Source organism: Methyloradius palustris, assembly GCF_019703875.1.
Classification (GTDB): Bacteria; Pseudomonadota; Gammaproteobacteria; order Burkholderiales; family Methylophilaceae; genus Methyloradius; species Methyloradius palustris.
In genome coordinates, this window is record NZ_AP024110.1 from 1,060,692 (window position 1) to 1,084,406 (window position 23,715).

At 46.8% G+C, this 23,715-nt stretch carries 28 protein-coding genes; 9 read left to right on the plus strand and 19 right to left on the minus strand.

Translation table 11 applies throughout. The annotated features are described in order from the left end of the window. Positions 1-22: 22 nt before the first annotated feature. The 4 genes from ZMTM_RS05180 to ZMTM_RS05195 form a co-directional block, all read right to left on the minus strand. Complete coding sequence (locus tag ZMTM_RS05180; RefSeq protein ID WP_225907107.1) at positions 23-466, minus strand: response regulator; 444 nt, start codon at positions 464-466, stop codon at positions 23-25. 131 nt (positions 467-597) lie between these two features. Then, the gene (locus ZMTM_RS05185; RefSeq protein WP_221765239.1) at positions 598-1,230 is read right to left on the minus strand and encodes a response regulator; all 633 of its coding nucleotides are present in this window, start codon (positions 1,228-1,230) and stop codon (positions 598-600) included. 112 nt (positions 1,231-1,342) lie between these two features. After that, positions 1,343-1,792 carry a hypothetical protein gene (locus tag ZMTM_RS05190; protein WP_221765240.1) on the minus strand — a complete coding sequence of 150 codons (450 nt, stop codon included), beginning with the start codon at positions 1,790-1,792 and terminating at the stop codon, positions 1,343-1,345. Positions 1,793-1,845: 53 nt separating this feature from the next. Then, positions 1,846-2,010 (minus strand): DUF1328 domain-containing protein, encoded by a 165-nt coding sequence (locus ZMTM_RS05195; protein ID WP_221765241.1) that lies wholly within the window; start codon positions 2,008-2,010, stop codon positions 1,846-1,848. A gap of 155 nt (positions 2,011-2,165) precedes the next feature. Between ZMTM_RS05195 and ZMTM_RS05200 the strand changes: the two genes are divergently transcribed. From ZMTM_RS05200 to ZMTM_RS05210, 3 genes are all read left to right on the plus strand, one after another. Then, positions 2,166-3,569 (plus strand): CHASE3 domain-containing protein, encoded by a 1,404-nt coding sequence (locus ZMTM_RS05200; protein ID WP_221765242.1) that lies wholly within the window; start codon positions 2,166-2,168, stop codon positions 3,567-3,569. Positions 3,570-3,782: 213 nt separating this feature from the next. Then, positions 3,783-4,046 (plus strand): hypothetical protein, encoded by a 264-nt coding sequence (locus ZMTM_RS05205; protein ID WP_221765243.1) that lies wholly within the window; start codon positions 3,783-3,785, stop codon positions 4,044-4,046. Between the two features lie 169 nt (positions 4,047-4,215). Then, on the plus strand, positions 4,216-4,722 hold the full coding sequence (locus ZMTM_RS05210) for a BON domain-containing protein (protein ID WP_221765244.1): 507 nt from the start codon (positions 4,216-4,218) through the stop codon (positions 4,720-4,722). 100 nt (positions 4,723-4,822) lie between these two features. Here ZMTM_RS05210 and ZMTM_RS05215 read toward each other — a convergent pair whose 3' ends face one another. The 5 genes from ZMTM_RS05215 to rpiA all read right to left on the minus strand — a co-directional run bounded on the left by ZMTM_RS05215 (position 4,823) and on the right by rpiA (position 9,945). Continuing rightward, on the minus strand, positions 4,823-6,424 hold the full coding sequence (locus ZMTM_RS05215; protein ID WP_221765245.1) for a DEAD/DEAH box helicase: 1,602 nt from the start codon (positions 6,422-6,424) through the stop codon (positions 4,823-4,825). Between the two features lie 431 nt (positions 6,425-6,855). Beyond that, positions 6,856-7,434 carry a hypothetical protein gene (locus ZMTM_RS05220; RefSeq protein WP_221765246.1) on the minus strand — a complete coding sequence of 193 codons (579 nt, stop codon included), beginning with the start codon at positions 7,432-7,434 and terminating at the stop codon, positions 6,856-6,858. 33 nt (positions 7,435-7,467) lie between these two features. After that, the gene (locus ZMTM_RS05225) at positions 7,468-8,409 is read right to left on the minus strand and encodes a carboxylesterase family protein (protein WP_221765247.1); all 942 of its coding nucleotides are present in this window, start codon (positions 8,407-8,409) and stop codon (positions 7,468-7,470) included. A gap of 70 nt (positions 8,410-8,479) precedes the next feature. Beyond that, the gene (locus ZMTM_RS05230) at positions 8,480-9,193 is read right to left on the minus strand and encodes a pseudouridine synthase (protein ID WP_221765248.1); all 714 of its coding nucleotides are present in this window, start codon (positions 9,191-9,193) and stop codon (positions 8,480-8,482) included. Positions 9,194-9,264: 71 nt separating this feature from the next. After that, positions 9,265-9,945: a ribose-5-phosphate isomerase RpiA gene (rpiA, locus tag ZMTM_RS05235; RefSeq protein ID WP_221765249.1), complete on the minus strand. Its 681-nt coding sequence runs from the start codon at positions 9,943-9,945 to the stop codon at positions 9,265-9,267. An 85-nt stretch (positions 9,946-10,030) separates the two neighbouring features. Between rpiA and ZMTM_RS05240 the strand changes: the two genes are divergently transcribed. Beyond that, positions 10,031-10,810, plus strand: a complete 780-nt coding sequence (locus ZMTM_RS05240) for a TrmH family RNA methyltransferase (protein WP_221765250.1) — start codon at positions 10,031-10,033, stop codon at positions 10,808-10,810. 23 nt (positions 10,811-10,833) lie between these two features. On the opposite strand, the gene ZMTM_RS05245 is transcribed toward ZMTM_RS05240, so the two are convergent. Further along, positions 10,834-11,262, minus strand: coding sequence for a DUF3617 domain-containing protein (locus tag ZMTM_RS05245; RefSeq protein WP_221765251.1), 429 nt, complete (start codon positions 11,260-11,262; stop codon positions 10,834-10,836). A 60-nt stretch (positions 11,263-11,322) separates the two neighbouring features. After that, positions 11,323-12,201, minus strand: coding sequence for an Hsp33 family molecular chaperone HslO (gene hslO, locus ZMTM_RS05250; RefSeq protein ID WP_221765252.1), 879 nt, complete (start codon positions 12,199-12,201; stop codon positions 11,323-11,325). Between the two features lie 186 nt (positions 12,202-12,387). On the opposite strand from hslO, the gene ZMTM_RS05255 reads away from it, so the two are divergent. Further along, on the plus strand, positions 12,388-14,076 hold the full coding sequence (locus tag ZMTM_RS05255; RefSeq protein WP_221765253.1) for a sensor domain-containing diguanylate cyclase: 1,689 nt from the start codon (positions 12,388-12,390) through the stop codon (positions 14,074-14,076). 18 nt (positions 14,077-14,094) lie between these two features. Here ZMTM_RS05255 and gluQRS read toward each other — a convergent pair whose 3' ends face one another. Both gluQRS and ZMTM_RS05265 read right to left on the minus strand, forming a co-directional pair. After that, complete coding sequence (gene gluQRS / locus ZMTM_RS05260; protein ID WP_221765254.1) at positions 14,095-15,042, minus strand: tRNA glutamyl-Q(34) synthetase GluQRS; 948 nt, start codon at positions 15,040-15,042, stop codon at positions 14,095-14,097. Beyond that, the gene (locus ZMTM_RS05265) at positions 15,006-15,320 is read right to left on the minus strand and encodes a DUF3301 domain-containing protein (protein ID WP_221765255.1); all 315 of its coding nucleotides are present in this window, start codon (positions 15,318-15,320) and stop codon (positions 15,006-15,008) included. Before ZMTM_RS05265 ends, gluQRS begins: the two co-directional genes overlap by 37 nt. Positions 15,321-15,542: 222 nt before the next feature. Between ZMTM_RS05265 and ZMTM_RS05270 the strand changes: the two genes are divergently transcribed. Further along, complete coding sequence (locus ZMTM_RS05270) at positions 15,543-15,875, plus strand: hypothetical protein (RefSeq protein WP_221765256.1); 333 nt, start codon at positions 15,543-15,545, stop codon at positions 15,873-15,875. Positions 15,876-15,948: 73 nt separating this feature from the next. Here ZMTM_RS05270 and ZMTM_RS05275 read toward each other — a convergent pair whose 3' ends face one another. From ZMTM_RS05275 to ZMTM_RS05295, 5 genes are read right to left on the minus strand one after another with little or no spacing between them, the layout of a single operon-like run. Beyond that, positions 15,949-17,109, minus strand: coding sequence for a DUF1501 domain-containing protein (locus ZMTM_RS05275; protein WP_221765257.1), 1,161 nt, complete (start codon positions 17,107-17,109; stop codon positions 15,949-15,951). After that, a complete protein-coding gene (locus tag ZMTM_RS05280; RefSeq protein WP_221765258.1) occupies positions 17,110-18,498 on the minus strand; it encodes a DUF1800 domain-containing protein in 1,389 nt (462 codons plus the stop codon). Then, a complete protein-coding gene (locus tag ZMTM_RS05285; protein WP_221765259.1) occupies positions 18,495-19,013 on the minus strand; it encodes a periplasmic heavy metal sensor in 519 nt (172 codons plus the stop codon). The genes ZMTM_RS05280 and ZMTM_RS05285 overlap by 4 nt, the downstream gene beginning before the upstream one ends. 2 nt (positions 19,014-19,015) lie before the next feature. Further along, positions 19,016-19,453, minus strand: a complete 438-nt coding sequence (locus ZMTM_RS05290) for a hypothetical protein (protein ID WP_221765260.1) — start codon at positions 19,451-19,453, stop codon at positions 19,016-19,018. A gap of 27 nt (positions 19,454-19,480) precedes the next feature. Then, entirely contained in the window at positions 19,481-20,038 is a 558-nt protein-coding gene (locus ZMTM_RS05295; protein WP_221765261.1) for an RNA polymerase sigma factor, read from the minus strand. Positions 20,039-20,369: 331 nt separating this feature from the next. Between ZMTM_RS05295 and ZMTM_RS05300 the strand changes: the two genes are divergently transcribed. The 3 genes from ZMTM_RS05300 (at position 20,370) to ZMTM_RS05310 (ending at position 22,418) form a co-directional block, all read left to right on the plus strand. Next, positions 20,370-21,047, plus strand: a complete 678-nt coding sequence (locus tag ZMTM_RS05300) for a hypothetical protein (RefSeq protein WP_221765262.1) — start codon at positions 20,370-20,372, stop codon at positions 21,045-21,047. Continuing rightward, on the plus strand, positions 21,022-21,801 hold the full coding sequence (locus ZMTM_RS05305; protein WP_221765263.1) for a lysozyme inhibitor LprI family protein: 780 nt from the start codon (positions 21,022-21,024) through the stop codon (positions 21,799-21,801). Before ZMTM_RS05300 ends, ZMTM_RS05305 begins: the two co-directional genes overlap by 26 nt. Positions 21,802-21,893: 92 nt before the next feature. After that, complete coding sequence (locus ZMTM_RS05310) at positions 21,894-22,418, plus strand: hypothetical protein (protein WP_221765264.1); 525 nt, start codon at positions 21,894-21,896, stop codon at positions 22,416-22,418. 100 nt (positions 22,419-22,518) lie between these two features. On the opposite strand, the gene ZMTM_RS05315 is transcribed toward ZMTM_RS05310, so the two are convergent. Further along, positions 22,519-23,706, minus strand: coding sequence for a sugar MFS transporter (locus tag ZMTM_RS05315; RefSeq protein ID WP_221765265.1), 1,188 nt, complete (start codon positions 23,704-23,706; stop codon positions 22,519-22,521). Between the last annotated feature and the right edge of the window lie 9 nt (positions 23,707-23,715).

Here is a 23,715-nt window from a genome sequence, read left to right on the forward strand (position 1 = left end):
AAGCTTTATGAGCTGAACTTGTTTATAAAGTAAATTTAGCTGCTTCTTCTTCAATGGTGTCTATAGCACTGTCAAAGTCCATAGATTTGTCGAAGAAATACTTCACACCAAGGTCCTTGGCACGTTGACGGTAGTGCGGGTGGGCATGGTTAGTCAGGATCATGGCGATTGGCGGGGTGAAGGGATAGTCTGGTTGCATCACATGCTTGATCACTTCAAAACCGTTACCTTGAGCAAGTTCAATATCGACGATCATGAAGTCGAAAGTCTCTTTATCTAACAAAGCAATTGCATCTGCTTGTGTAGTGGCTACATGCTTGAAGTTAAGGCTGGCGTGGGATAAGACTTCCATAATGGCTTCACGTAGCAAAGCCGAGTCTTCAATCAGCAGCACTTGCATGGGCTTGTGCTCCAAGTGATACGGTTTTTTGCTACTGACAACTGAGTTGTGTGAAGCTGTTTGCAACAGGAAAATCCTTTTTTATAGCTTACTTTTATCATAACTACTAAGCATAAATTTCTTTGCCTAGCTCTTGTATCGGTTTTTGTCCTACATATGACTACATCCAGCATTCATGCTGGTTTCAACGCCTTATGTTATGAAATCAATGCATTTTTAATTGCATAATAAGTCAGGTCTGCATTATTTTTAAGGCTCATTTTTTCGAGTATGCGGGTTCTATAGGTACTGACTGTTTTCACGCTGATAAATAATTCTTGGGCAATTTCCGTGGCTGTTTGCCCGCTCGCTAGCTTGAAAAATACCTGAAACTCACGCTCGGACAATGTTTCATGCAACATCTTGTCTTTTGGTTGTGTGATCTCATTAGTCATCAGTTCAGCCAAGATGGATGAGATATAGCGTTTGCCATTCGCAATTGCACGAATAGCAGTAATGATTTCATCGCCTTCAGCATCTTTCGATAGATAACCTTTGCAGCCACTGCGTATCAAGTTCAGCGCGTATTGTTCTTCAGCGTATCCGCTCAAAATCAGTACGGGTAAGTCAGGGGCTACATGCTTTAACTCATGCAAAGTATCTACGCCGTTTTTGTCTGGCATTGAGATATCCATGACGACTACGTCAAATTTCTGACTCCGTATCAACTTGATGGCTTCAACGCCAGAGGCGGCTTCGGCAGTCACTTCAAGATCAGACTCCAGCTCTATGAGGTTGCGTAAACCTTGACGTACGATGCTATGGTCATCAACTAATAGAATTTTTTTCATGACTTGTTTTCAGAATGTGAGATAGCAAGAGTATAAACAGTTTCGACTCAGCGCATATGCTTACAGCTTCAAACGGGTACATCCGTACCCATTTGAAGCCAGCAACTGTTAATTATGCTTCTTCAGTTGTGCCGCTTTTTGCCAGCACATAACCAAGTGCTAGGCCTGCACCAACTGCTACCGATAGTGAAAGTAGGGTGCGTGTACGCACTACTTTTTCAGTACCTGCGATGCTTGCCTTGAACGCATCAATCAACTCTTCTTTGATTGAGTCAGTAAACACAACTAGTTGCTCAGCAATTTCAGTGCTTTTGTCTGAAATTTTGTCAGAGTCTAAATTGCGCTTGATGCTGCTTAAAAAGCTCTCAGCCTCTTGTTTGGTCTCTGCAGATTTGGCTTTTACTTTTTTACCAAGTTGAGTCGCTGATTTCTTTACTTCAGCACTAATCTCTTCAACATCATCCGTGATTTCATTCTTAATTTGCTTCGCGCGCACTTTAGCGTTATCCACTAAATCTTCAGCGTTCTCTTTCAGTTCTGGATTTTTAATAAGATTAAACATAGTATTCTCCTGTGGTTTTGAAATTAAATTTTGAATGCCTGTAACTACCTGCTTTAGCTAACAATGAAGATGCCAGCAAGTAGTGAAATAATGGTGATGACCAAAAATATGAAAAACAGTATTTTTGCAATGCCAGCAGCACTTGCTGCAATACCTGAAAAACCAAAGAATGCGGCAATCAGTGCAATGACAAAAAATACAATCGAGTAATGAAGCATGATGAATCCTTCCGTGTTTGTTTTGTGTACGTAGCCATCATAGGCAGTGATCGGTTTTATATTCAGTCGATAAACACTGAAACCGTTGTCAGAACACACTGACAGCCTAAAATATCCATATCTCAACCCGTTATAGAGCCAGAGTTAATCAAGACATGAAGAAAATATTGCTGCTAGCGGACAAGATCGAAAAAATGCTGGGAGGCCGTGTAATCGCAACCTTGGCTGCTGCCATGGTGATGTCTATCATGGCTGTAGTGTTTACTGATTCAAAAATTGCTGAGCTTGGCCAGCAGGTTGAACAGATTGGTAAGATTCGCGAGAACATCAGTACCATTAATGCGCTGCGTACAAATCTATTCAGGGCAGAGAGTGCGCAACGTGGCTATATATTGACGCAACGAGAACTTTATATTGCACCTTTTGCTGATGCTATTGCTGGGGCTAGGGCGAATATCGATAAAATCAATGAATTGCTGGATGAGGAGCCATCAGCGTTAAAAAACAAACATGACAACGAATGGCTGAAGTCAGTAGGCGCCAGTCTTGAATCTAAAGTGGCTGAGATGGAATTGACAGTCAAACTTTCTAAAGCTGGCAAGTTTAAAGAGGCCAATGAGATCGTAGCGGCTGATCAAGGCTTGGCTGCCATGAATAAGTTTATGCAAAACACACAAGTATTGCTTGATCAGCGTGCTGACCTGTTAACGGTCATGCTCAAACAGCGCAAAATTTCGATTGCGGTCGTGCGCGCGTTGGTTGTTGGTAGTGCGCTTGTGTTGTTGTTGCTCGTGGTTGCGGTCATACGGCAACTGATCAATGAAATGGCCTCGCGCGAGCAATTGCGCGACCAGTTGGCTCAAGATCTCGTTAAATATGAGCGTCAAATCAGGAACAATTCACAAGAGCTCAAAATACTGGCCTTGCAATATCAGCAAGATGTAGAGCGCGAGCGCCAAAAGTTATCAAGAGAGTTACACGATGAGCTTGGCTCTATCTTGACTGCCACCAAGATGGATATTTCCTGGGTTATGCGCAAATTCAAAGAAACTGCCCCAGAGATTGGTGAAAAGTTGAGCAAAACCATGCGCTATCTTGATCAGGGCATTCAATTCAAGCGTCAGATTGTGCAGGACTTGCATCCATCCATGATTACTACCTTTGGCTTCTGGCAGGCATTGAAATCATTGATCGACGAAAATGGTGAGCGTAATCAATGGACAATGAACGTTATTTTGCCAGACGAGGACATCTCATTGGGCGAGACCATAGGCCTGATTGCCTATCGTGTGGTGCAAGAAACATTGAATAATGCCAGCAAGTACGCTAAAGCTACTAAAGTCTCTGTCCACCTGATGATTGAGTTAGATTACCTCAAGCTGGAGATTGAGGATAATGGCATAGGTGTTGATTTAAATAATATTGACACTACCCGCCATGGTTTAACGGGCATGCGCCATCGTTTGTTGGCGATTGGTGGCCGTTTAGATATCGCCAGTGCGCCTGATAAAGGCATGGTGACACGTGCCATGATTCCGCTTGACCTTAAATCAGAATAATTCAATCGCAATAATAAAGCCTGCGTTTTAAAGATAAGGTATTCAGTAGTTAAGCCCTTTCCTCACTTCCACGTATGCCGTAGTTTGTAGTCTCAATCTGACAACAGAAATTGTGTCTGTCTGACTGTGCGCTTGACCTAAGCCTCCTAGTATTCAATCTTGTTGTATCACCTGAATTTAATTAGTCAGTTTGAATATCAAGAGGGGCGCATCATGAATCAAAAGGAAAATGACAATATTTTGCGAGTGCTGACTTTGCTCATGCTCGTTTTATCTTTATTGATGTGCATTTCTGTTTTCGCATTCAAAAATGTAGATGCAAATACCTCAGTCAAGCACCCTTTAAATGCAGTAGAGAAATCACAGATTAAACCCATTAAAAATATTCAGGTGCCCGTGAAGTTTTATACGGAACCCAACATTAATTATTCAACAGAAAAGAACATCTTTGAAACCGTTCGTAGGGTGAAGGCTTAATCATGAGAATACAAAAAACTGATGTCAGCGGCTTCTTACAGATGAATCATGGACTGGCTGACTGTCAGCAAAACTAGACAGCACTAAGATGGCAACAGCACTACAGAATGAGTTTCGATAACAACCCAACCATTCAGTTAACTTTTTAATTTTAGATATGGAGATAAAAATGAAAAATCAATTTAACCTTAAGACAGTAACAGTATTAGTCGCTTTAACAACCGCTGCATTCACCAGTGCAGTTTTCGCGCAACCAGATATCAATGAGAACCCAAATGGTGTTCAGTTCCGCAAGCTTGATACGGACAATGATGGCACTCTGACCCATTCTGAAGTCGCAAGTGAAAAGTTATTCACCAAGAAAAACTTTGCTAAAGCTGACTTGGATAAAGACGGTACTTTAGATCAAAAAGAATACGATGATTTCAAATCAGAAGCACAAAATGCTGAAGTTAAACGTGTGGCTAATGACAGCGTAATCACTACCAAAGTGAAATCTCAAATCGTGAAAGAAGAAGGTTTCAGCGGCTTCCAGATCAGTGTTGAAACACACAAGGGTGTGGTTCAGTTAAGTGGTTTTGTTGATAAAGCTGAACAAATCACTAAAGCAACAGAGCTCGCTAAATCTGTTGAAGGCGTTAAATCTGTTAAGAATAGCCTGCTAGTTAAAAGTTAATCACTAGCAAGCAACCGAATACCCAATCTTCCCCTTGGGTGTAACAAAAACCCCACATACTCTAAACAAGTATGTGGGGTTTTTCATTGCTGCTTCTTAATTATCGCGTGCGATTATTAGGTCGGCTAGAGGGATTGCTGGCGGGTCGATTGCTGGGACGATTACTAGGGCGGCCATTGTTACGGTTTGGCTGTGGCGGGGTAAATAACCCAGTCTGCGGCATTGATTGATGGCGTGCAGCTTCTGACAGATGCTGGTTCTGATCTGGCTTGTTACCGTTTGCTTGGCCTCTATTGCCATGCTCTCTACCAGAGTTATCCCTATTCGCTTGTGCTGGCGCTCTCTGGCCTTGGGTTGGTGCTCGGCCTTGCGCAGCTTGCCCTTGAGGGTTTCTAGGGTTGCTCTGAGAGTTTCTAGGCTGACCTTGGCGCTGCTGCCCATCTCTGCCATTCGGCTGCTGGCCGTTGTTGGTTCTTTGTGAATTACGTGGTGGCCTGCCGTGTGGCTGGCGTGGAGGGCGCGGTGCTTCAGGTTCTATAGTAGTTGGCATCACAAAGCCTTCTACTGAAACGCGTGGAATCTCACGCTTGATCAGCTTCTCAATGTCTTTCAGGTATTTCGCTTCTTCATTATCTACCAATGAAATAGCGGCACCACTAGCACCTGCACGGCCTGTACGGCCAATACGGTGGACGTAATCTTCAGGGATGTTTGGCAGCTCGAAATTCACCACTTGTGGCAACTGGTCAATATCAAGGCCACGTGCAGCAATATCAGTCGCTACCAGTACACGCATGCTGCCATCCTTAAACTGGGCTAGAGCTTTAGTACGTGCGCCTTGGCTCTTATTGCCGTGGATCGCAGCGGCTTCAATACCATCTTTTACCAACTTCTCAGTCAGGCGATTCGCGCCATGCTTCGTACGGGTGAATATCAGTACTTGCTTCCAGTCATGGTGCTTGATCAGGTAGCTCATCAGCTCGCGCTTATGGCTCTGATTCACCATGTGCACGGTTTGCTCAACCATCTCTGAGGCGGTATTGCGGCGCGCCACTTCTACAAAGCCTGGGTTATGTAGCAGGCCATCGGCCAGTGTCTTGATCTCGTCAGAGAACGTAGCGGAGAACAGCAGGTTCTGGCGTTGCTTAGGTAACATAGCCAATATCTTCTTGATGTCGCGGATAAAGCCCATGTCCAGCATGCGGTCAGCTTCGTCTAGCACCAGGATTTCTACGCCTGAAAGATCAACGGATTTTTGTTCAGCCAAATCCAGCAGACGGCCTGGTGTTGCTACCAGAATGTCCAAATGACGGCTCAGGCGATTGATTTGCGGGTTGATGCTCACACCGCCAAAAACCACCATCGATTTTAATGGCAGGTGTTTGCCATAGGTTTTAACAGATTCTTCGATCTGTGCTGCAAGCTCTCGCGTTGGTGTGAGCATCAGGCAGCGTGGGCGGCCTTTGCTAGGCGCAATTGGTTTAGTGCTCAGCAATTGCAAAATAGGTAAGGTAAAGCCAGCCGTTTTGCCAGTGCCAGTTTGCGCACCAGCCAGCAAATCACCACCGCTTAATACTTGCGGAATGGCTTTGGCTTGAATGGGGGTAGGGGTGGTGTAACCCGCGTCGCTAATGGCGCGCAAAATGGGTTCGGATAAACCTAACTCGTTAAAGTTAGGGGTAGTTGTTTGTTCTGTAGACAAGGTAATACTCCAGCTATAGGCAAACTCGACAAACCTACTGAGCAATTCATCTGCTGCGTTGCGCGGTGCTCAAACACTCGCCGTACTCATGTACTGTCTCGTGTTTTGCGCTCCGTGCGCCTTGCATATGAACCGCTCGCTACGGTTTTCGGGTTTCCCTGAATTTAGTGAAGTGCTGAAAACGAATCTGCAAAATTTAAGATGCACTGTTCAGAATTCAAAACTTCTAAAACCAGCCCATTACTTTTGAGGCAACACCAATCGAGGCAGGCGAATGTTTAATCATTCATGATAGCTTTGAGAAAATCAGGAAGATCAGGTTTTAATGACCGCTGCGCTGATTGGTTGGCGCAGGGAAACTGGATTATACGGAAGAATGGGATTAAAGCGAGAAATAGATTTTTGTAGTAAAAGGGTATAACTGGTAATAGCTATTTAACTATATTTTGGCGGACAATAGTTTTAGAGAACTCTTCAATTGCATACCAATTATGTTCTGGGAATTTATCAATATCCCATAGCCAGTGAGGTTCCTCAAATAACAAGTATATGAATTTATGGTACTTGAAATAAAAGATGGCTAAATTAAATTGGGAGCGGTCGCTGCTAGCATGTGATCGAATATTTCTTACAGAGCGGAACTGTAAGCCAAACTCTTCTGGTACTTCTACTTGATAAGTAGATATGTCATTTTCATATGATGGAGCATCACCACGAAGAATTCTATCTCTTCTAATATTTAGGAGTTTTTTTACTTCGTTGTTTAATACTTTGTCTACCGCTGCCCCTTTGATGTGTTTTGGAAATCTACCGTCGCGCCTAATACAGCCTAAATAAAACTCATAAAGATGGGAAACGAAATCAGAGTAAGCGTTGTAAGAAGCGATAGCGATTTTTTTATCCTGATTTCCTGTTGCTAGTATCAAGTGTAATCCTGCAAATAAATTAAAAGCATCTCTGCATCGTTGAAACTCATGAGCAAGGGCATTTGTTAATAGCTCATTCTGCATTTCCTTTGAACTCCTATATTTATAGCTAACTATTTATAAGCTTAGCCCAAGATACCTCATAAACTTTTCAACCTGATCCGTGTAGTCACTGGGCAATCCCAAATTTTCATTGATCTCACCATGAGATAACGCCTCTGGCAGGGTGCTGGCTTTAGTGCCCAATGCTACTGCTTTATCAACAAATGGCTGCGCCTGTTTTGGGCAGGGTTGGTCTTTTCTTTGCGTTGAGCAGACTGCCAACATAGGCACGGTTTTCTGGGTCATCTGGTCGCTGGGGGAGGCTTTGTGCCAGAAACTGGTATCGGTGCCAAAGGCGTTGTCGTACAAGCCCATGTGTTTGGATGTCATGACTTTTTCAATGTCGTAGCCTGCGCTATCCAGCATCACTGTACCTAGCCATGGCTGTGCGCCTTGCTGTTTTGCGATGCTGGGGCTGGCAGTGATGAGTGCAACCAGATGCGCACCAGCAGAGTGGCCCATGATGACAAAGCGCTTGCTGTCCCCACCCCAACTGGCAGCCAGACTTTGCGCCTTGGCAAGCGCGAGGGCGACATCATTGGCTTGTACTAGTGGGTCAGCATCGGGCAGCATGCGGTAGTTGGTGGATACAAAGATGATGCCCTTGGGCAGCCAGCGGTTGACCTTGTTTTCTACCACGCGGTTCATGGCTTTATCGCCGCGTTTCCAGCCGCCGCCGTGCACCATGAATATGACAGGCGCGTTTTGAGCGTTTTGCGGGATATAGACATCCATGCGCTGCGCTTTATCGCTGCCGTAAGGGATGTCACTTTTTAGTGTGGCACCAGCAGGTAAAGTGAATGATTGGCTGCTGCCCATGCCGCCATCATCGGCTTCAGTACCTTGCTGCCGCTCAGCCATGCGCGCTTTTAATTTATCTAAAAACGGCCCAGCATTAGCCGTTTGGTAAAGGCAGGTCAGGATTAAAAATGCACCACAGAATTTGAGCAGTTTCATAATAATTACCTTGGCTGTAAGTAGTATTAAACGGTGTAGTCAGCGGTATCCGTCGCTGAGTATTATTTGTTTATATTCTTTCTGCCGAAGTCAGCATCTTCATTTCTGCCTCAGTCAGCCAGCGCCATTCACCTTCAGCCAAATCATCTGGTAAATCCAGCTCGCCTATCTTGATGCGCTTTAAACCTTCTACCCGATTGCTGACTGCAGCTAGCATGCGTTTTACCTGATGATATTTGCCTTCAGCCAGCGTCAGGTGGATGACGTTATCGCTGACGACATTGCAGGCAAGAGCGGCGGTGATGCCAGTCTCATCGACCAGTTGCACGCCTTTGATCAGCGCGCTGACTTGCGCTTCATCTACTGGGTGTTTGGTAGTCACTTCGTACACCTTGGGCACTTTCCATTTGGGTGAGCTCATGCGATGGATGAACTGGCCATCATCGGAGAGCAATATCAGCCCAGTGGTGTCTTCATCAAGACGGCCTATGCATTGTGCATCACGCTCTGTAAGCGCTGCAGGTAGCAGCATAAATACGCTGGGGTGATGCTTGGGTTTGTGCGAGCACTCGTAATTTGCCGGTTTATTGAGCATGAGATAGGCTTTCTCATGGTATTGCCAGGCCTCACCATTCACCGTGAATTCAAGCCCAGCAGGATCAAACTCGGCAAACGGGTCATCACATGGCTTGCCCTGAACCGTAACGGCATGATGCCGCACCAGCGAGCGACAGCCTTTGCGGGAGCCAAAACCTTGGGAAAAGAGGATACGTTCGAGTTGCATAGGGGGGTAACACTTTCTTGCTTTAAAAATGGATGCTAGTTTAAAGCAGGTTGTAAGATTGCTATGTGGAATTAATCCGCCAGCCGCGTTTCTATCTTGCCTTCATGCGCAATCAGCACCGTGCCAGCTAGGCCTTCAAAAATGCCGTGTTCAACAATGCCTGGCGTATTGTTCAAGATGATATTTAACTCGCTGCTGCTGAGCTTAGCGTCAAAGGTCATTTCCAGCACCAGGCTGCCGTGCGAGGTCATCGCCAGGCCGTCTTTACTTGCATTGGGGCGCAATTCGCCGATGGCACCTTGAGCTTGCAGCGAGGCTTGAACCAGCTGCCATGCAAACGGCATGACTTCAATCGGGATGGCATATTTTTCACCGATACGGCTGACCAGTTTGCTTTGGTCAACCAGCACGATGAATTCAGCACTGGCACGCGCTAACAACTTTTCTCTTACCAAGTCTGAGCCACGCCCCTTGAGCAATGCAAGACTGGGGGTGACTTCATCAGCGCCGTCGACATAAATATCCAGCTTGCTGATCTGCTCCATCGCTAACAAAGGCAGCCCAACTTCACGCGCCTTGATTGCGCTGATGTAAGAGCTGGAGACAGTAGTGACTTTCAGGCCTTCACTGGTGTATCGGTGTGCCAGCGCTTCAATAAAGTAGTTTGCAGTTGAGCCCGTGCCCAAGCCAACTACCATGCCGTCTTCGACCAGGTTGGCCGCGTGTTGTGCTACCAGTTGTTTATCGTTCATCGCTTTATCACTCTTGATTGTTTATTGAAGTATGGCGCTAAGCTAATTCGGTTAAAATGAGACCTTCAGTAAATCTATAAAACTCATGACATTTAAGCATATTACATCGCGCGATAACGTACTTTTCAAGCAACTGAAAAAGCTGGCAGAATCTTCGCGCGAGCGTAGCAAGCAGAATCAGACCTTGCTGGATGGCGTGCACTTGGTGAATGCTTATATCGACCAGTTTGGCATGCCTGAGCTACTGATTATTGCCGAGGGGCAGTCTAGCAATGAAGTGAATGGCCTGATACAGCATTTGGTGGATATTCCTACCGTGATGTTCACCACACTCATGTTTGCCGAGCTGACGCCTGTCGCTTCACCCACTGGCATACTGGCGCTGATCAAAATCCCACAACTGGATGTGCCCGAAGCGCCAGACTTTGTGCTGATGCTGGAAGATATTCAAGACCCAGGCAACCTCGGCGGCATCTTACGTACCGCGGCAGCGGCTGATGTGCAGGCAGTTTATCTTTCCACTGGCTGTACTGATGCATGGTCGCCTAAAGCCTTGCGTGGTGGGCAGGGCGCGCAGTTTGTACTGCCGATTATTGAACGTGCCGATTTGATGGCAGAAGTACAACAATTCAAAGGCCAGACCTTAGCAACTGCTATGGATGGCGAATCTCTCTACGAGCAAAGCTTGACTGAACCTACAGCTTTCCTGATTGGTAATGAAGGTGCTGGACTGAGCACAACTTTGCTACAAGCCGCTAGCCAGAAGGTACATATCCCCATGTCGGGTAAGGTCGAGTCGCTGAATGCAGCTACTGCCGCTGCCATTTGCCTGTTTGAGCGGGCACGTCAGGCAGCAAAACTGTAGGCCTAGCTGCCTGCAGACTTCGCCTATTTCTTTGCCTGCGGGCCATCAGTTTCGTAATTACAACTGCCTATTTTTTTGCCGTTAGCCGTCATGTTCATATTGCCCTGAGCAGTTTGGGTCTTCATTTTGATGGTGTATTCATTGGCGGTGGCATTCATTTCAGCGCTACCTGACATCGGTTGAGCGCCAGTACATTTGTACTTCCAGCTAGATTTAGTCCCTGCGTTTTTGTAATCGCTCACAGTGCAGCCATCTTGACCTTTCATCGCATCGTTAGGATCCATCGACCTGCCGGCTTGGGTACAGATTTTTTGAGATGGAATAGCCATTCCCATCATCTCCATGCCTTCAATCGAAATTTTGCTTTCCCAAAGGTCATCCTTACCCGCAGCATTCGCTGTTGAACTGGCTAAAGTGAGTAATGCAAATAAGACTGAGATGGTTTTTTTCATAGCGCAGCTTTCATAAAAATAGAGAGTTCAGTGTTCGTAATTGATATTGACTTGGCCAATCTAGTGCTGTGTTTTTGGTGCTTCTGGCACTACGTCAGCTTTAAGCAATAATGCCGCATCCACTTTATCAAAAGCGTAGTAGGCATTACAAAAGTCGCAGTTGACTTCAATTTTCCCGTGTTCACTTAATATGCTGTTGATTTCTTCTTCGCCCAGCATGCGCAACATATTCGATACGCTGTTTCTTGAGCAACTGCACTTAAACGCTATCGCTTTGGCGTCAAATAGGCGGATATCTTCTTGGTGAAACAGCTTCAGCAATAGCGTTTCAGCATCTGTAGCCAGCAACTCATCATTGCTTAATGTTTCGGCAAGGATGCAGGCGCGATTCCAGGCATCTTGATCGTGCGTTGGCTGGTCAGGTAGTTTTTGCAGTAAAAGTCCGGCTGCGTTTGATTGGTCACAGCTTAGCCAGATGCGGGTTTCAATCTGCTCGGAACGATGCATGTAGTTTTCAAGAATCTCGCTGATGCTATCACCCTCAAGCGGCACAATGCCTTGGTAGGATTGCTCGCCATTCTTGGGATCCAGGGTAATCACAAAATAACCGTCGCCAACCAGCTCTGCAAAAGAAAGATCATCTAGCTCACCTGACCACTTGGCAGTGGCACGCAAAGTGAGCTCAGCGGTGCATTCAACCACTAACAGGCTGACAGGGCCTTTACCTTGAATTTGCACGACCAAAGCGCCGCCTTCAAGCTTAAGCGTAGCCGCCAATAAAGCGCTGGCTGCCATTAATTCCCCAAGTGCTTGGCGCAGTATGGGTGGGTAATCGTGATGTTGCAGGGCAGCGGCAAAGGTTTTGTTTAAGTGCACGGTATTGCCGCGTACTGGCGTATTTTCAAAAACAAAGCGGTGGAGTTGGTCGGTTTTTGGCATTGAATCATCTAGCAAAAATAAAACAGTATTGTAGCACTCGCTTGTAATGGGTATTCCCCAAGCTCATTTTTTGCTAATAGCTATCTCAGGAATAACGGCCATTTAGCAGTTGTGATAAGTGTTTGATATTTATATACTTGGTGTTGTAATAATATTCTCTAGTTTCTTGAGCTGACCATAATTCGCATGTCTCGTTTACGCACTTACTTTAAATCTCAGCACCTCTCTTTTTTTCTGGCGATGGCGGTTGTGCCCGTATTGTTGTGGCTATTCCATCAATCCAGCCATGAGCTTGCGCAGTCTCGTGCATGGGTATCACATTCAAATACGGTGTTAATTACCCTGGACCATATCAGGATAGATGCGGGTGCCGTGGAAGGTGCGCGACGTGGATATTTCATTACCAAACAAGATTCATATCTCCCCGCATATCTCCAGGCGAAGAAAACACTCCCACGTAATCTAGCAGATTTAAAAAGCCTGACTGCTGATAACCCCGACCAGCAGGGACGTCTTGAACTGCTTACGCCTGTTATTAACGAATTATTGAGTATGGCTGATAGCGAGATTACCGGGCCAAGCTATGATGCCTCGCAATCTGGGCTACGAATGGCACATGCTAGAGAATTGCTAGAGCAGATGCGCTCACTTTATGCGCAAATGTCATCTGAAGAAGAGGTCTTGCTACGCATTCGCGAGCAGGATACGCGCAATAAACTGCACAACCTTAACCTATGGCTGATAGGTATCAGTATTGGATTTATCACGCTGATTGTATTGGCTTTTGTGAATGGACAACGTGAAATCAAACAACGTCGATTGGCTGAGGCAGCGCTGCTTGAAAGCGAAGGCCTGAACCAGTTAACTGTACGTAATTTGTCATTGATGGGTGAAATGACCAGCCTGCTGCAAGCATGCTCAGATGCTGACGAGTCTCTCGATGTAATTTGCCAATATGCCGCAAGACTGCTTAATACGGATTCTGGCGCATTGTTTCTGTTTCGCGAGTCGCGTAACCAAGTAGAGCTCAGCGTTAGCTGGGGTGAGGAATCTAAAAGTGATGTGATATTCCAACCTGAAGATTGTTGGGCCTTGCGCCGCGGTGAGCTTCATGTGCTCGATCACGTAACCCACTCAATTGCTTGCCGACACTTGCAAGATTGGGGTGATATCTGCAGCGTATGCGTACCGATTGTGGCGCAGGGTAATGTGATGGGTACACTCTATCTCGAGAATCGTCATAATCGCGAAATCAGGCTGGATGAGCGTAATCTTGCGCACAACTTAGCCAACCAGATCGCGCTGGCGATGTCCAGCATCAAGCTGCGCGATACTTTGCGTAATTTATCCGTGCGCGACCCACTCACTGGCTTATTCAACCGTCGATATATGGAAGAATCGCTACAGCGCGAAATCGCTACGGCAAAACGTAAGAATCGTCCGCTGGGCTTGGTGATTCTTGACCTGGATCACTTTAAGACTTTTAACGATACCTTTGGTCATGACGCCGGCGATATGCTGCTACGCGAAGTGGGTTCAGTGCTTGCCAAGAACTCCCGTGCTGGTGATGTTGCTTGTCGTTTTGGTGGCGAAGAGTTCGTGATTATTTTCCCTGAAGCGGCACCTAATATCGTGGTGCAACTCACCAATCAGCTACGCGAGACTATTTTTGCCATGCAACTCCAACACTTCGGACGCTCGCTAGGTCAAGTATCAGCTTCTTTCGGAGTTGCAGCATTCCCTGATCACGGCGGTACTACAGAAGAGTTACTGCGTGCTGCTGACAAAGCTTTATATCGTGCTAAAGCTGCGGGTAGAAACAGGGTGGAGATGGCTGGCAACCATGCGCCTATCGCCACTGAGAAGCCTGTATAACTTTCAAGCTAGCTAGACTTAAAAACCTCGTACTATTTGATGCCTTAATGCGGGCACATTCGATATGCGCCAGTAGCTATTCGCCCAATCCCATAAGGTAGGCAAACTTGCCGTTTGTAAGCCTTGTGGCGGCGACTGCCCCAAAAAATCCAGAGCCTGCCAAAGATGCAATACGGGTTTGGTTTTATCCAGCGGATTTGCCTGCGTAGTTTTGCTTAGTTTTTCGCCTTGTACATTCACTGCAATGAGGGTGTGGGTGTAGTGAGGTGTTGCAAAGCCTAGTACTTGCTGCAGATAGATCTGGCGGGGTGTTGAGTCGATTAAATCTGCACCCCGCAGCACGTGGGTGATATGTTGCGCCTCATCATCGACCACGACTGCCAATTGATAAGCATAAAAGCCATCTGCACGTTCTAATACAAAATCGCCAATCTCGTCTGCTAAGTGTTGCCCGATTTCACCTTGTAGCGCATCGATAAAGCTGATGTGTGAGTCTGGTACTTTAATGCGCATGGCTGGTTTTCGGCCTTGTTTCGCGAGGGCTCCATTTCTGCAAGTGCCAGAATAAATCAAGCCATCCAAGCCATGCATTGCCGAATCGGCGATTTCTTTACGTGAACAGCAGCATGGGTAAACTAATTCACTGTTTACCAACTTTTCCAATGCTGCGGCGTATTCAGCGTGTTGTTTGCTTTGATAGATGACGGCTTCATCCCATCTGAAACCAAATTGCTCAAGGGTAAACAATATGTCATCCGCAGCACCAGGTACTTCGCGTGCAGTATCAATATCTTCCATACGAACCAGCCACTGCCCATTATTTGATTTGGCTTCCAAGTAGCTGGCTACTGCCGTGACGAGCGAGCCAAAATGCAGTGGCCCAGTGGGGGATGGCGCAAAACGCCCTCTATAACTCCAGGTTTGCAAGCTTAATGCAAGGCCTGTAAATAAGGCGGAATGTGCCATGACTGCAATTGATTGCCGAGTAAAGTCAGGTTGCACGATAAACGCTCGCCACCACTGGCACTCACTTCAAACTCATAAGTGCGCAGCAACTGCACATGACCACGATGGTTTCTTGCCAGTGATACACGGCTGCATGCGACGGATTCATCCAAAAACTGCAAGTTGGTACGCTCAGCAAGGCTAGTGCCTTGCTTGATGGCTATTTCGCGCGTGCCCATGCTGTCAAACCAGAACCAGGCTAGTAAAACTAGAAGGATAGTGAAGCCAATTTCTAACATAAGGAGTATCGATGATGGATGGTGAAAGAAAAGATGAATGTTGATTTGTATTTTAGCGCTTAATTAGTGTTTACCTAACGACGGATTTGCCATGAACCTTACGTTTAATCGTTAACATCTGATTTTTTACCAAGGCTGGCATTGTCTGGGGTAGGAAATATAAGAATGTGAAATAGTAGCCTGTACAACTGACTTTAAGAAACCAAACTTAGGAGCTCCAAAATGAATAAATATCTAGTTTCTATTATCACACTTGCCGTTTCAGTAGCCTTTGTTAGTTCTGCCGCCGCAGGTACCAGGGATCCACGCATCAATGCTCGCCAACATCACGAACATGAGCGTATTGGCCAAGGCGTAAAGTCTGGAGAGTTAACCCGACCTGAGGCAAAAGATTTGCGCGGTGATCAACGCAATATTCGTCAGGAAGAGCGTGCCTATAAGTCAGACGGCAAATTCACAAAAGATGAACGCCAAGATGTTCGCCAAGATGAATCTGCTGCCAGTAAAGAAATCTACCAAGAAAAGCATGACGAAGAAGTACGCACTCCAAAGTGATTTCAGTCGCTTAATAGCCCAGATTATAAAATCTGGGCTTTATCATATCGTTACACTCAAATCACAGGCTTCATTAAGTATTTAAAATGCCAGAGAGTGGTTTACTAATATTGCTTTCTGGAAAGAGTGTTTTTGCCACTTTGTTGGGGTCTATCCCAAAGCGTTCGCCCGTGAGTGACGCAATCAGTTTATCTAGCCCCAGCGTGGGTTTAAGGTCGCGGCCTTCATACAGGGCGCTGTTGCTTAGGCCTGGCCAGTCGGTTATTACACGGCCACCTTTTACATCACCACCCAGTATCATGGCGGTGGATCCAGTGCCATGATCTGTACCGCCTGTACCATTTGCTGCTGCCGTGCGGCCGAATTCGGTAGCGACAACGATGGTAGTTTTCTGCCAACTATCGCCTAGCCCGTTACGAAGCGCAGCAATCATGGTGTCCAGCGATTTCAACTGCCTGTCTAGCCTGGCAGTTTCGGCTGTATGCGTATCCCAACCACCAGTTTCTATCATGGCGATACGTGGCCCATTGGCGCGTGCCAGAAATGAGGCCGCGAGTTTGCCCAAGCTAGCTGGATCTTGCCTGGCACTAGCATCATCCCCCATGTTTCGCGTATCCATCGCGGCTGTCCAAATGGCATTCAACTGCTTATCTTCGGTGTAGAGTTGTGATACACGCATAAGCAGATCATCTGATGCCTGTGGCAAGGCTGATGGTGCATAAGAACTGACTTCTATTTTGCCACGCAATGCCATCGGTACAGTCGAGGCGAACGCGATAGCTTCATTTTGCGCACTGGGTAATAAAGTCAGTAGCCGATTTAACCAGCCGTCTGTCAGTTGGTAAGGAGATGTACCGCCTGTTTCCAGCACGTTTTGACCATCGAAGTGGGAGCGATCACGGTATGGCGAGGCAACCGCCTGCACAAATAAAGCCTGGCCAGAGGCATACATTTTTGCCGTTTCTGCCAATGCGGGGTGCAAGGCAAATAGGCCATCCAGCTTGATGGCTTGAGAAACATCAATGGCAAGTTCGCCGCGTAACTTGGCATAAGCAGGGTCAGCATAAGGGATAACCGTATTCAAGCCATCTGCCGCGCCGCGCTGGATGATAAAAATAAAGCGGCGGTCAGTATCGGCGCTCGCAAAGGTGATGTACGGTGAGGCAAAAGCAAGGGCGCTGCCAGCTGCAATGTAGCGCAGAAAATCTCGGCGGTTGATGGAGTTTGTCATCATCTATCTCCTTAAAAACTCTGGCGAAACCAATAATAGAGCTAGGCCTGTGGCGGCGCTCTCCGATCTGGCGATGGCGGTTTTTGTTTGCTGACTGATGCTGCCAAGCAGTAATTGGTCACCCAGTATTCGTGCATCCAGTTTGTCACCGAGTGGGTTTGCCAGGCGTTGCGCAAGCTCAACCCGCCTGATGAGCGCATCGGGCGCGGCCCAACTATCGGCGATGTCATCGTAGCCAGCAGGTGAGCCTGGTTTCCAGACCTGTTGCCCTAGCTGGTTCATAATCTGGGCTGTATTAATACCACTAAGATTCTGGCGACCAGTGCCACGCAGGCTTGATATTAGCCATTCCCAGGGCGTTTTGAATTTAACGGGTGTTGGTTGCCAAGCTTCAGGGGCATCAATCAGCACGCGGTAAAGGCTGACCAAATTGCCGTTATTTCGCATGTAAGCATCAGCCAGTTTTTGTACTAGCGTATCTGGTGGCGAATCGCTCACAAAATGGCGTGCCAACTTGGTTGCAATATGGGTGGCAGTGGCTGGTGAATTAGCAATGTCACGCAATACTGCGGCAGCCTGGTTTTTTCCATATTGGCTATAAGTGCGCCCCATGATGTTGCGCGTGCCTGGCTCATGCAGGGCAGGCCTGAACATAAAGCCGTTAGCTTCCACTACAGCATTCTTGTCTTTGCCAACTCCACCTATGCTCCAGCCTGTCATGGCGCGGGCAAACTCGGTGACATCAGTCTGCGTATAACCGCTACGAACGCCTAGTGTATGAAGCTCCATGATTTCACGCGCCAGATTTTCATTCAGCCCGCGCTTTTTATCTGGGTCACGCTCGGCCAAACGTTCTGCGGCTTTGCTATTCGGACCTATGGATTTTGCCTGGTCAAGATACAAAAGCATGGCGGGGTGTGTTTCTACTGCCATCAGCATATCGGTGAAATTACCCAGTACATTAGGTCTGATGGCTTCGAGCTCGAATGCGCCAGCGAATTCGGCCACAGCTGGCTTTTCGATAGAGATGGCAAAATGATTCGCCCAGAAATGCACCAGTCTTTCTATAAATGGTGTTGGTGTTGTAAGTGCAGATTCTGCACGGGCGGTGACTGCCGATTGATAATCACCTTTTACTTCACGCCTTAGCATTAATTGTGCGGCTTTTTTATCATCTTCATTGGCATTACGCATTTGCTGTTGTTTGTCTGCAAAATCAGCTACCAAGTCAGCCGTTTTAGCTTGATTGGCCCACGCGCTGGGGGCAACTTCATATTGATTGAATTGCGCAAGCAGCCATTTTTTAGGTTCGGTTGGTGCTGGCTCATCAGGCCTGGCACCGAGGCCAAAACGGTTAACGGCAATTGCAGCAGGTGTCATGTTGGTAGTCATGGCGTTGTGGCTGCTTCTGCTTGCTGATTGCGCAATAAAGCCTGGCGCAATGGGCCTTGTTTGGCTAAGCCATCTGCGAACGTTGCACGCTCTTCTGGGGACAATATTTCTACGAAATCGAGCAAACTTTGCTCAATGCGGATACGCAGTGCCATGTCAGCTTCGTGGGTTTTGTTTAATGCGGCTGTGACTGCATCGCGGTCAAATGTAGGTGCGGCAAGTAATGTTCTAACTTCACTGCGAGCATCCTGCCCTGATTTTATCAATGGTCTGGCATCTCGCCTTGCTTCGCGTAATACCTTGCGATACATGTGCTGGCGCTCGGTAGGCAGGTCATCTGCAGCAAAGCGCAGGCCGCGCTGTGCTTGATTGCCAAACACTGCATGGTCAGATAAAAACAGGCGGTATACACCACCCACAATGCCGCTGATTAGAAACAGATTGAGAATGAGCGAGGCTGTTAACAGCCACTTAATTTTGCGTGGCTTCACGTTCATATTTGCATTATCTGCCATGCTTATCTCCAGTCCGTTCCAAAATCAATCACGTCTGCTGTTCCATTCGAGCCATCCCCAATATCAGGCGTGCTCATGGTTGAAGTGAGTAGTGATACACAAAAAATACCAGCGATTGCCCCAGCCAAGCTTGCGCTGGCAAAGCCGATACTTGGCCACAGTGTGTTGTTCCACCACCGAGGTGAAGACTGCTTGTGCGATTCGCTAGCAGGTTGATGCGGCAGGGCATGGTTGATGATCAAATCTGCTAATCGTCGATCAGCAGATACCACATGGCTGTTCAGTATTTCATCCAGCATATTGGCTTGTTTCAAGGCCGTTTCTACCTCTGCTGAGCCCTCGGCAATAAGTGCCTTTGCGGCGGCCTGATAATTGTCTGGCCAACGCTTGAGATCAGCGCCATAGCTTTCAGCAAGTGATCTAAATTGTTCAGGTGACATGATGACTCCTTTTCAACAACATCTCGTTTAATCCTTTTCTGCTAATAGCAGCGATCGCATATTGCGTCTTGCCCGCGATAGCAGGCTCTCTAATGCATCTACGCTAATTTCCATCAGGCTTGCTGCCTCAATGTTAGATAGCTCCTGGTAATACTGCAGCACTAGGGCTTCGCGCTGCCTCAAGGGTAATTTGGCTAACGCGTAGGCAACCTGGTCGCGTTGTTGCATCGCCATCATGGTTTCGTCTGGTTTTAACGCTGCATCAACCTGATCTGCACTTTCTTCATCAAGCTCCTTAAGCTCAGCTTGTGGCTTGCTGCGCAGTTTGTCATAGCAGAGGTTGAGCGCTACGCGATGCACCCAAGTATCAAATTTGGCAACGCCTGGTTGCCAGTTTGGTGCATGTTTCCATATGCGGATAAACGTCTCCTGTGCCACATCCTCGGCTTCTCCACGATCATTGAGCATGCGCATCGCCAATGCCAGCAATCTTGGCAGTTTGCGGGCAACCATCTCCCTGACTGCCGATGCGTCGCCCTTTGCTACGCGTGCAAGCAAATCTATATCAGGGTCAAATTCAGTCAAGCCAGCTCCCATACTTTATTAGCCAGGTGTATCCATATAACTATATTTGGCGACTTTGGTTGTCTTGAGGGCTGAAATACATCAATAGTTAACTTTCTTTATCATTGAACGGAGTATTCGAGAGTATCCGTCGCATTACTCAAGAAAAACTGGAATGATTGTTGCGAGCTATTAATGACAACTCTATGTTTAATTCGCTTCTACGCTAAAATTTTATAGGCTAATATGTTTTAAACCTTCTGAACTCTCTCAAAACGCTTTAATTACCTCAACTCAAAACCCATCAAATAAGGAAGCACATGTTGAGTTTGCTTTACCTGGAACAAGCGATATGACCCAAAATACCAGCCGTGAAAATGAAGCCCGCGATGCCTACTTCAAGCTTTTAGAAAACAAAGGCGCTGATAATGAAACGCTCATGGAGCGTAATAAATTCTTGCATAAACTGATTCAAGAGCTAGTGGGTAAACCTGCAGATGGGTTGGTTTACCGCGAGGTTGTTGAAACAGTGATAGAAGGCACTGAAAAGTCAGAGTGGGCATTCAAGCTAGCTGTTGCCCGCGAATACTATCCATTCTGGATCAAAGATATCAAAGTGATTGCTGCCATGAATGCGGGCAAAGGCTTTGAGATTGAACCTATCAAGTGGCAGCCAGTGGATTACACCCTCAAGGTGCTATGGAATATGCTGGATAAAGAAAAATTCAGCACAGTAGAAATATGGGCTATGAAGGCTTACACGCTAGCCTTGAAGCAAGAGGGCGCAGAACAATCCATTATTGATACGCGCATTAAGCTAGCCAAGCTTTTACTGGTGCGCTTGCGTACCGCGCCAGAGAGTAACCCTAAGTTTTACAGAATCGGTGTTGGCGCTACTTGCCCATTGTTTGAGTTGCGAGATACACGACGCTTGTTTCTTGCGGTAGTGCGTGAGTTTTATTACTTCTGGATAGGCGATCCAGAAGCGGCGAAATATATCAATAATGAGCATCCGCCTAATTATTTTTAGGGTTACTGATTTTAAACTGGAAAAAATTTACGATGACTACTTTACATTAGGGTTCGATATGTCACGACAATTTATTTTGGTTGTCGCAATAGTTGTAGGGCTACCGCAAGTCGCTTTTGCAGCGAGCTTTGGCTGTTATGGTGAGCTTTCAGCTCAAGAGCGCTTAATCTGTAGTGATAAGTCACTTTCAGCATTAGACATCCGCCTCAATTCTCTCTACTCGGTGGCTGTGCTGGTAGCAAAGCCTGCCAGCTCCATTCGCACAAAACAGCGCGAATGGCTGCAAACCGTGCGAAACAAATGCAACGACGCCCAATGCTTAACAAATGCATATCAACAACGTGTTGATAGCCTCATGATTGATGTGCGAGAAGTAGCAAGTCCAATTCCAGCTGCCCTGAAAGTAAAAGTGCAACATAAAGCTACAAATAGTCCATATTGCCAAATGGGCGGCGATGGGGATTGGTTTTCAATTACGGCCACTGTCAAAGATCAAGGCATTTCTGGAAGTATTGATGGTATTTGGGATTGTGGAAGAAAAGTCTGGGGGGAGATTGATTTCAAGGGGAAGCTATTAGGTAATATTGCTTTCGTAGAATTTCAACCAGGTTTTTCAAGTGATCAAGGCCCCCTTGCTGAAGCCCTAATAATAGCTACGCCTAATCGCATTTACTGGCGGGTTTTAAGCGAGAGATATGGGGAAAGCTATGTGCCTAGCTCTGAAGATATTGTTAGCTCGCGTAGGGCGCAATAACTATAGGGCATTGCCCCGTATTGATTGATGGTTTCCGGCGTTGCGCTACGCTTATTACTCCATAATTGCTTAATTGAAACGTTCGGACACACATGGCATTTTCATTCACCAACTCTGAAGGCCAACTTCGCTACGAAGAGCACGTTAGCATGGGAGCACTACGAACGGTGTTTGTGGTCGTGGGCCTTGCAGCGATTGCATGTTCCTACATTTTTATTGAGATTATCCAGAGCATGGGCCAGATTGTCGGCGCAGCGAAGATCGGCGGGCTTGCCGCCTCAATTTTATCAATAATCGCATTCTGGCTTTTTGGCGGATATTGCTTAAGGATGGGGCTACTTATCCCGAGACAAACAGTCATTTTTGACAAGGTGCACAGGCAGATGGTCTACATTGCCCGCACGCCGCTGCTTGGAGTAAGAGAAATAAAGTATGAGTTTGATGCAATTTCTAAGATAGAGGTTGTGGCTAATGTGTCTGAAGACGATGACACCTCATACAGCGTGGTAGTTGCCGTCTTGCCAGCCAAATCGATTGTGATGGGTGTTTTTCACGATCAAGCGCAAGCAGAAAACACTCTCCATCAAATACGTCAGGCAGTTGGGTATGTTGCCTGAAACACTGTTCATTCTGTGTAGCTCGCATAGGGCGCAATAACTATCAGGCATTACGCCGTAATGTTCGGCGTAATGCAGAACGTTTACTACGCCCTACTTGCTAACTAACAGAGCTAATATTGCCGGCCTTCGTCAAGTTCTTAAACCCCAACCATGCGATATACGCATAGCACACTACTGGCAATATAAATGCGTGATGCAGCCCCAGACTATCTGCCAGCAAGCCAGTAAACATTGGTACGACTGCTCCGCCCAGAATAGCTGTGGCGAGTAAACCAGAGCCCTTTTTCTCTTGTCCTGCTTTAAGGTTTTTAATGCCTAGGGTAAAGATGGTGGGGAACATGATGGAGTTGCACAAACCTACCAACACCATGCTGTAAACCGCCAACATGCCAGAGCTGTTCATGGAAACTATAATCAACGCAATTGAGAGTGCGGCATGCACACTGAGAACTTTAGCTGGCGCAAAGGCTTTGAGGGTGAAAATGCCGATAAAGCGGCCGACCATGGCGCCAGCCCAATACAAAGCGACTAGAGATGCGGCTTGTGTTTCGGGCATTTGCGTGAGGCTGACTATGTAGTTGACCAGAAAGCTGCCGATGGCTACTTCGGCACCCACGTAGGAAAAAATACCTACCATGCCGAGCATCAATCCTTTTTCACTGACTACTTCGCGCCATGTGCTCTCATCTTTTTGCGCAGAATCCAGCCCAGTCAGATTGATGCGCGATAGCACCACAGCGATGATTACTAGCACCAGCGCAATCATCAGGTATGGATACACCACGCCTGCTGCGTTGGTGGAATGCGCGAGTGTTGAGAGTATGAAATAGGCGCCGAAAAAGGGCGCGACAAAAGTGCCAAATGAGTTAAACGCCTGCACCATGGTTAAGCGCGAAGATGCAGTTGCTTGTGGGCCTATGACCGCAACGAATGGGTTGGCGGCTACCTGTAACAACACAATGCCAGAAGCAAGTACGAACAGCGCCCCAAGGAACAGCACATAGGTGTGCATGACCACTGCTGGGTAAAATAACAAGCAGCCAAGTGCGGCCAAGGCAAAGCCGATGACCATGCCTGTTTGATAGCCTACGCGCTCAATCAATTTGCTGAACGGAATAGAGGTCAGGCCATAGGCGGCAAAGAAGCAGAATTGCACCAGTGCAGCCTGCGCATAATTGAGGTTAAAAATCGCTTTGAGGTAGGGCACCAGGATGTCATTAAGACAGGTGATAAACCCCATCATAAAAAACAATACGGTGAGCGAAGTCAGTGCTTTTTTATACATATATCCCCT

Coding starts and splice junctions, on each gene's coding strand:
- ZMTM_RS05185 (WP_221765239.1), bottom strand. CDS start 1,230: ATGAAAAAAATTCTATTAGTTGATGACCATAGCATCGTACGTCAAGGT.
- ZMTM_RS05190 (WP_221765240.1), bottom strand. CDS start 1,792: ATGTTTAATCTTATTAAAAATCCAGAACTGAAAGAGAACGCTGAAGAT.
- ZMTM_RS05195 (WP_221765241.1), bottom strand. CDS start 2,010: ATGCTTCATTACTCGATTGTATTTTTTGTCATTGCACTGATTGCCGCA.
- ZMTM_RS05200 (WP_221765242.1), top strand. CDS start 2,166: ATGAAGAAAATATTGCTGCTAGCGGACAAGATCGAAAAAATGCTGGGA.
- ZMTM_RS05205 (WP_221765243.1), top strand. CDS start 3,783: ATGAATCAAAAGGAAAATGACAATATTTTGCGAGTGCTGACTTTGCTC.
- ZMTM_RS05210 (WP_221765244.1), top strand. CDS start 4,216: ATGAAAAATCAATTTAACCTTAAGACAGTAACAGTATTAGTCGCTTTA.
- ZMTM_RS05220 (WP_221765246.1), bottom strand. CDS start 7,434: ATGCAGAATGAGCTATTAACAAATGCCCTTGCTCATGAGTTTCAACGA.
- ZMTM_RS05225 (WP_221765247.1), bottom strand. CDS start 8,409: ATGAAACTGCTCAAATTCTGTGGTGCATTTTTAATCCTGACCTGCCTT.
- ZMTM_RS05230 (WP_221765248.1), bottom strand. CDS start 9,193: ATGCAACTCGAACGTATCCTCTTTTCCCAAGGTTTTGGCTCCCGCAAA.
- rpiA (WP_221765249.1), bottom strand. CDS start 9,945: ATGAACGATAAACAACTGGTAGCACAACACGCGGCCAACCTGGTCGAA.
- ZMTM_RS05240 (WP_221765250.1), top strand. CDS start 10,031: ATGACATTTAAGCATATTACATCGCGCGATAACGTACTTTTCAAGCAA.
- ZMTM_RS05245 (WP_221765251.1), bottom strand. CDS start 11,262: ATGAAAAAAACCATCTCAGTCTTATTTGCATTACTCACTTTAGCCAGT.
- hslO (WP_221765252.1), bottom strand. CDS start 12,201: ATGCCAAAAACCGACCAACTCCACCGCTTTGTTTTTGAAAATACGCCA.
- ZMTM_RS05255 (WP_221765253.1), top strand. CDS start 12,388: ATGTCTCGTTTACGCACTTACTTTAAATCTCAGCACCTCTCTTTTTTT.
- gluQRS (WP_221765254.1), bottom strand. CDS start 15,042: ATGGCACATTCCGCCTTATTTACAGGCCTTGCATTAAGCTTGCAAACC.
- ZMTM_RS05265 (WP_221765255.1), bottom strand. CDS start 15,320: ATGTTAGAAATTGGCTTCACTATCCTTCTAGTTTTACTAGCCTGGTTC.
- ZMTM_RS05270 (WP_221765256.1), top strand. CDS start 15,543: ATGAATAAATATCTAGTTTCTATTATCACACTTGCCGTTTCAGTAGCC.
- ZMTM_RS05275 (WP_221765257.1), bottom strand. CDS start 17,109: ATGATGACAAACTCCATCAACCGCCGAGATTTTCTGCGCTACATTGCA.
- ZMTM_RS05280 (WP_221765258.1), bottom strand. CDS start 18,498: ATGACTACCAACATGACACCTGCTGCAATTGCCGTTAACCGTTTTGGC.
- ZMTM_RS05285 (WP_221765259.1), bottom strand. CDS start 19,013: ATGGCAGATAATGCAAATATGAACGTGAAGCCACGCAAAATTAAGTGG.
- ZMTM_RS05290 (WP_221765260.1), bottom strand. CDS start 19,453: ATGTCACCTGAACAATTTAGATCACTTGCTGAAAGCTATGGCGCTGAT.
- ZMTM_RS05300 (WP_221765262.1), top strand. CDS start 20,370: ATGACCCAAAATACCAGCCGTGAAAATGAAGCCCGCGATGCCTACTTC.
- ZMTM_RS05305 (WP_221765263.1), top strand. CDS start 21,022: ATGAGCATCCGCCTAATTATTTTTAGGGTTACTGATTTTAAACTGGAA.
- ZMTM_RS05310 (WP_221765264.1), top strand. CDS start 21,894: ATGGCATTTTCATTCACCAACTCTGAAGGCCAACTTCGCTACGAAGAG.
- ZMTM_RS05315 (WP_221765265.1), bottom strand. CDS start 23,706: ATGTATAAAAAAGCACTGACTTCGCTCACCGTATTGTTTTTTATGATG.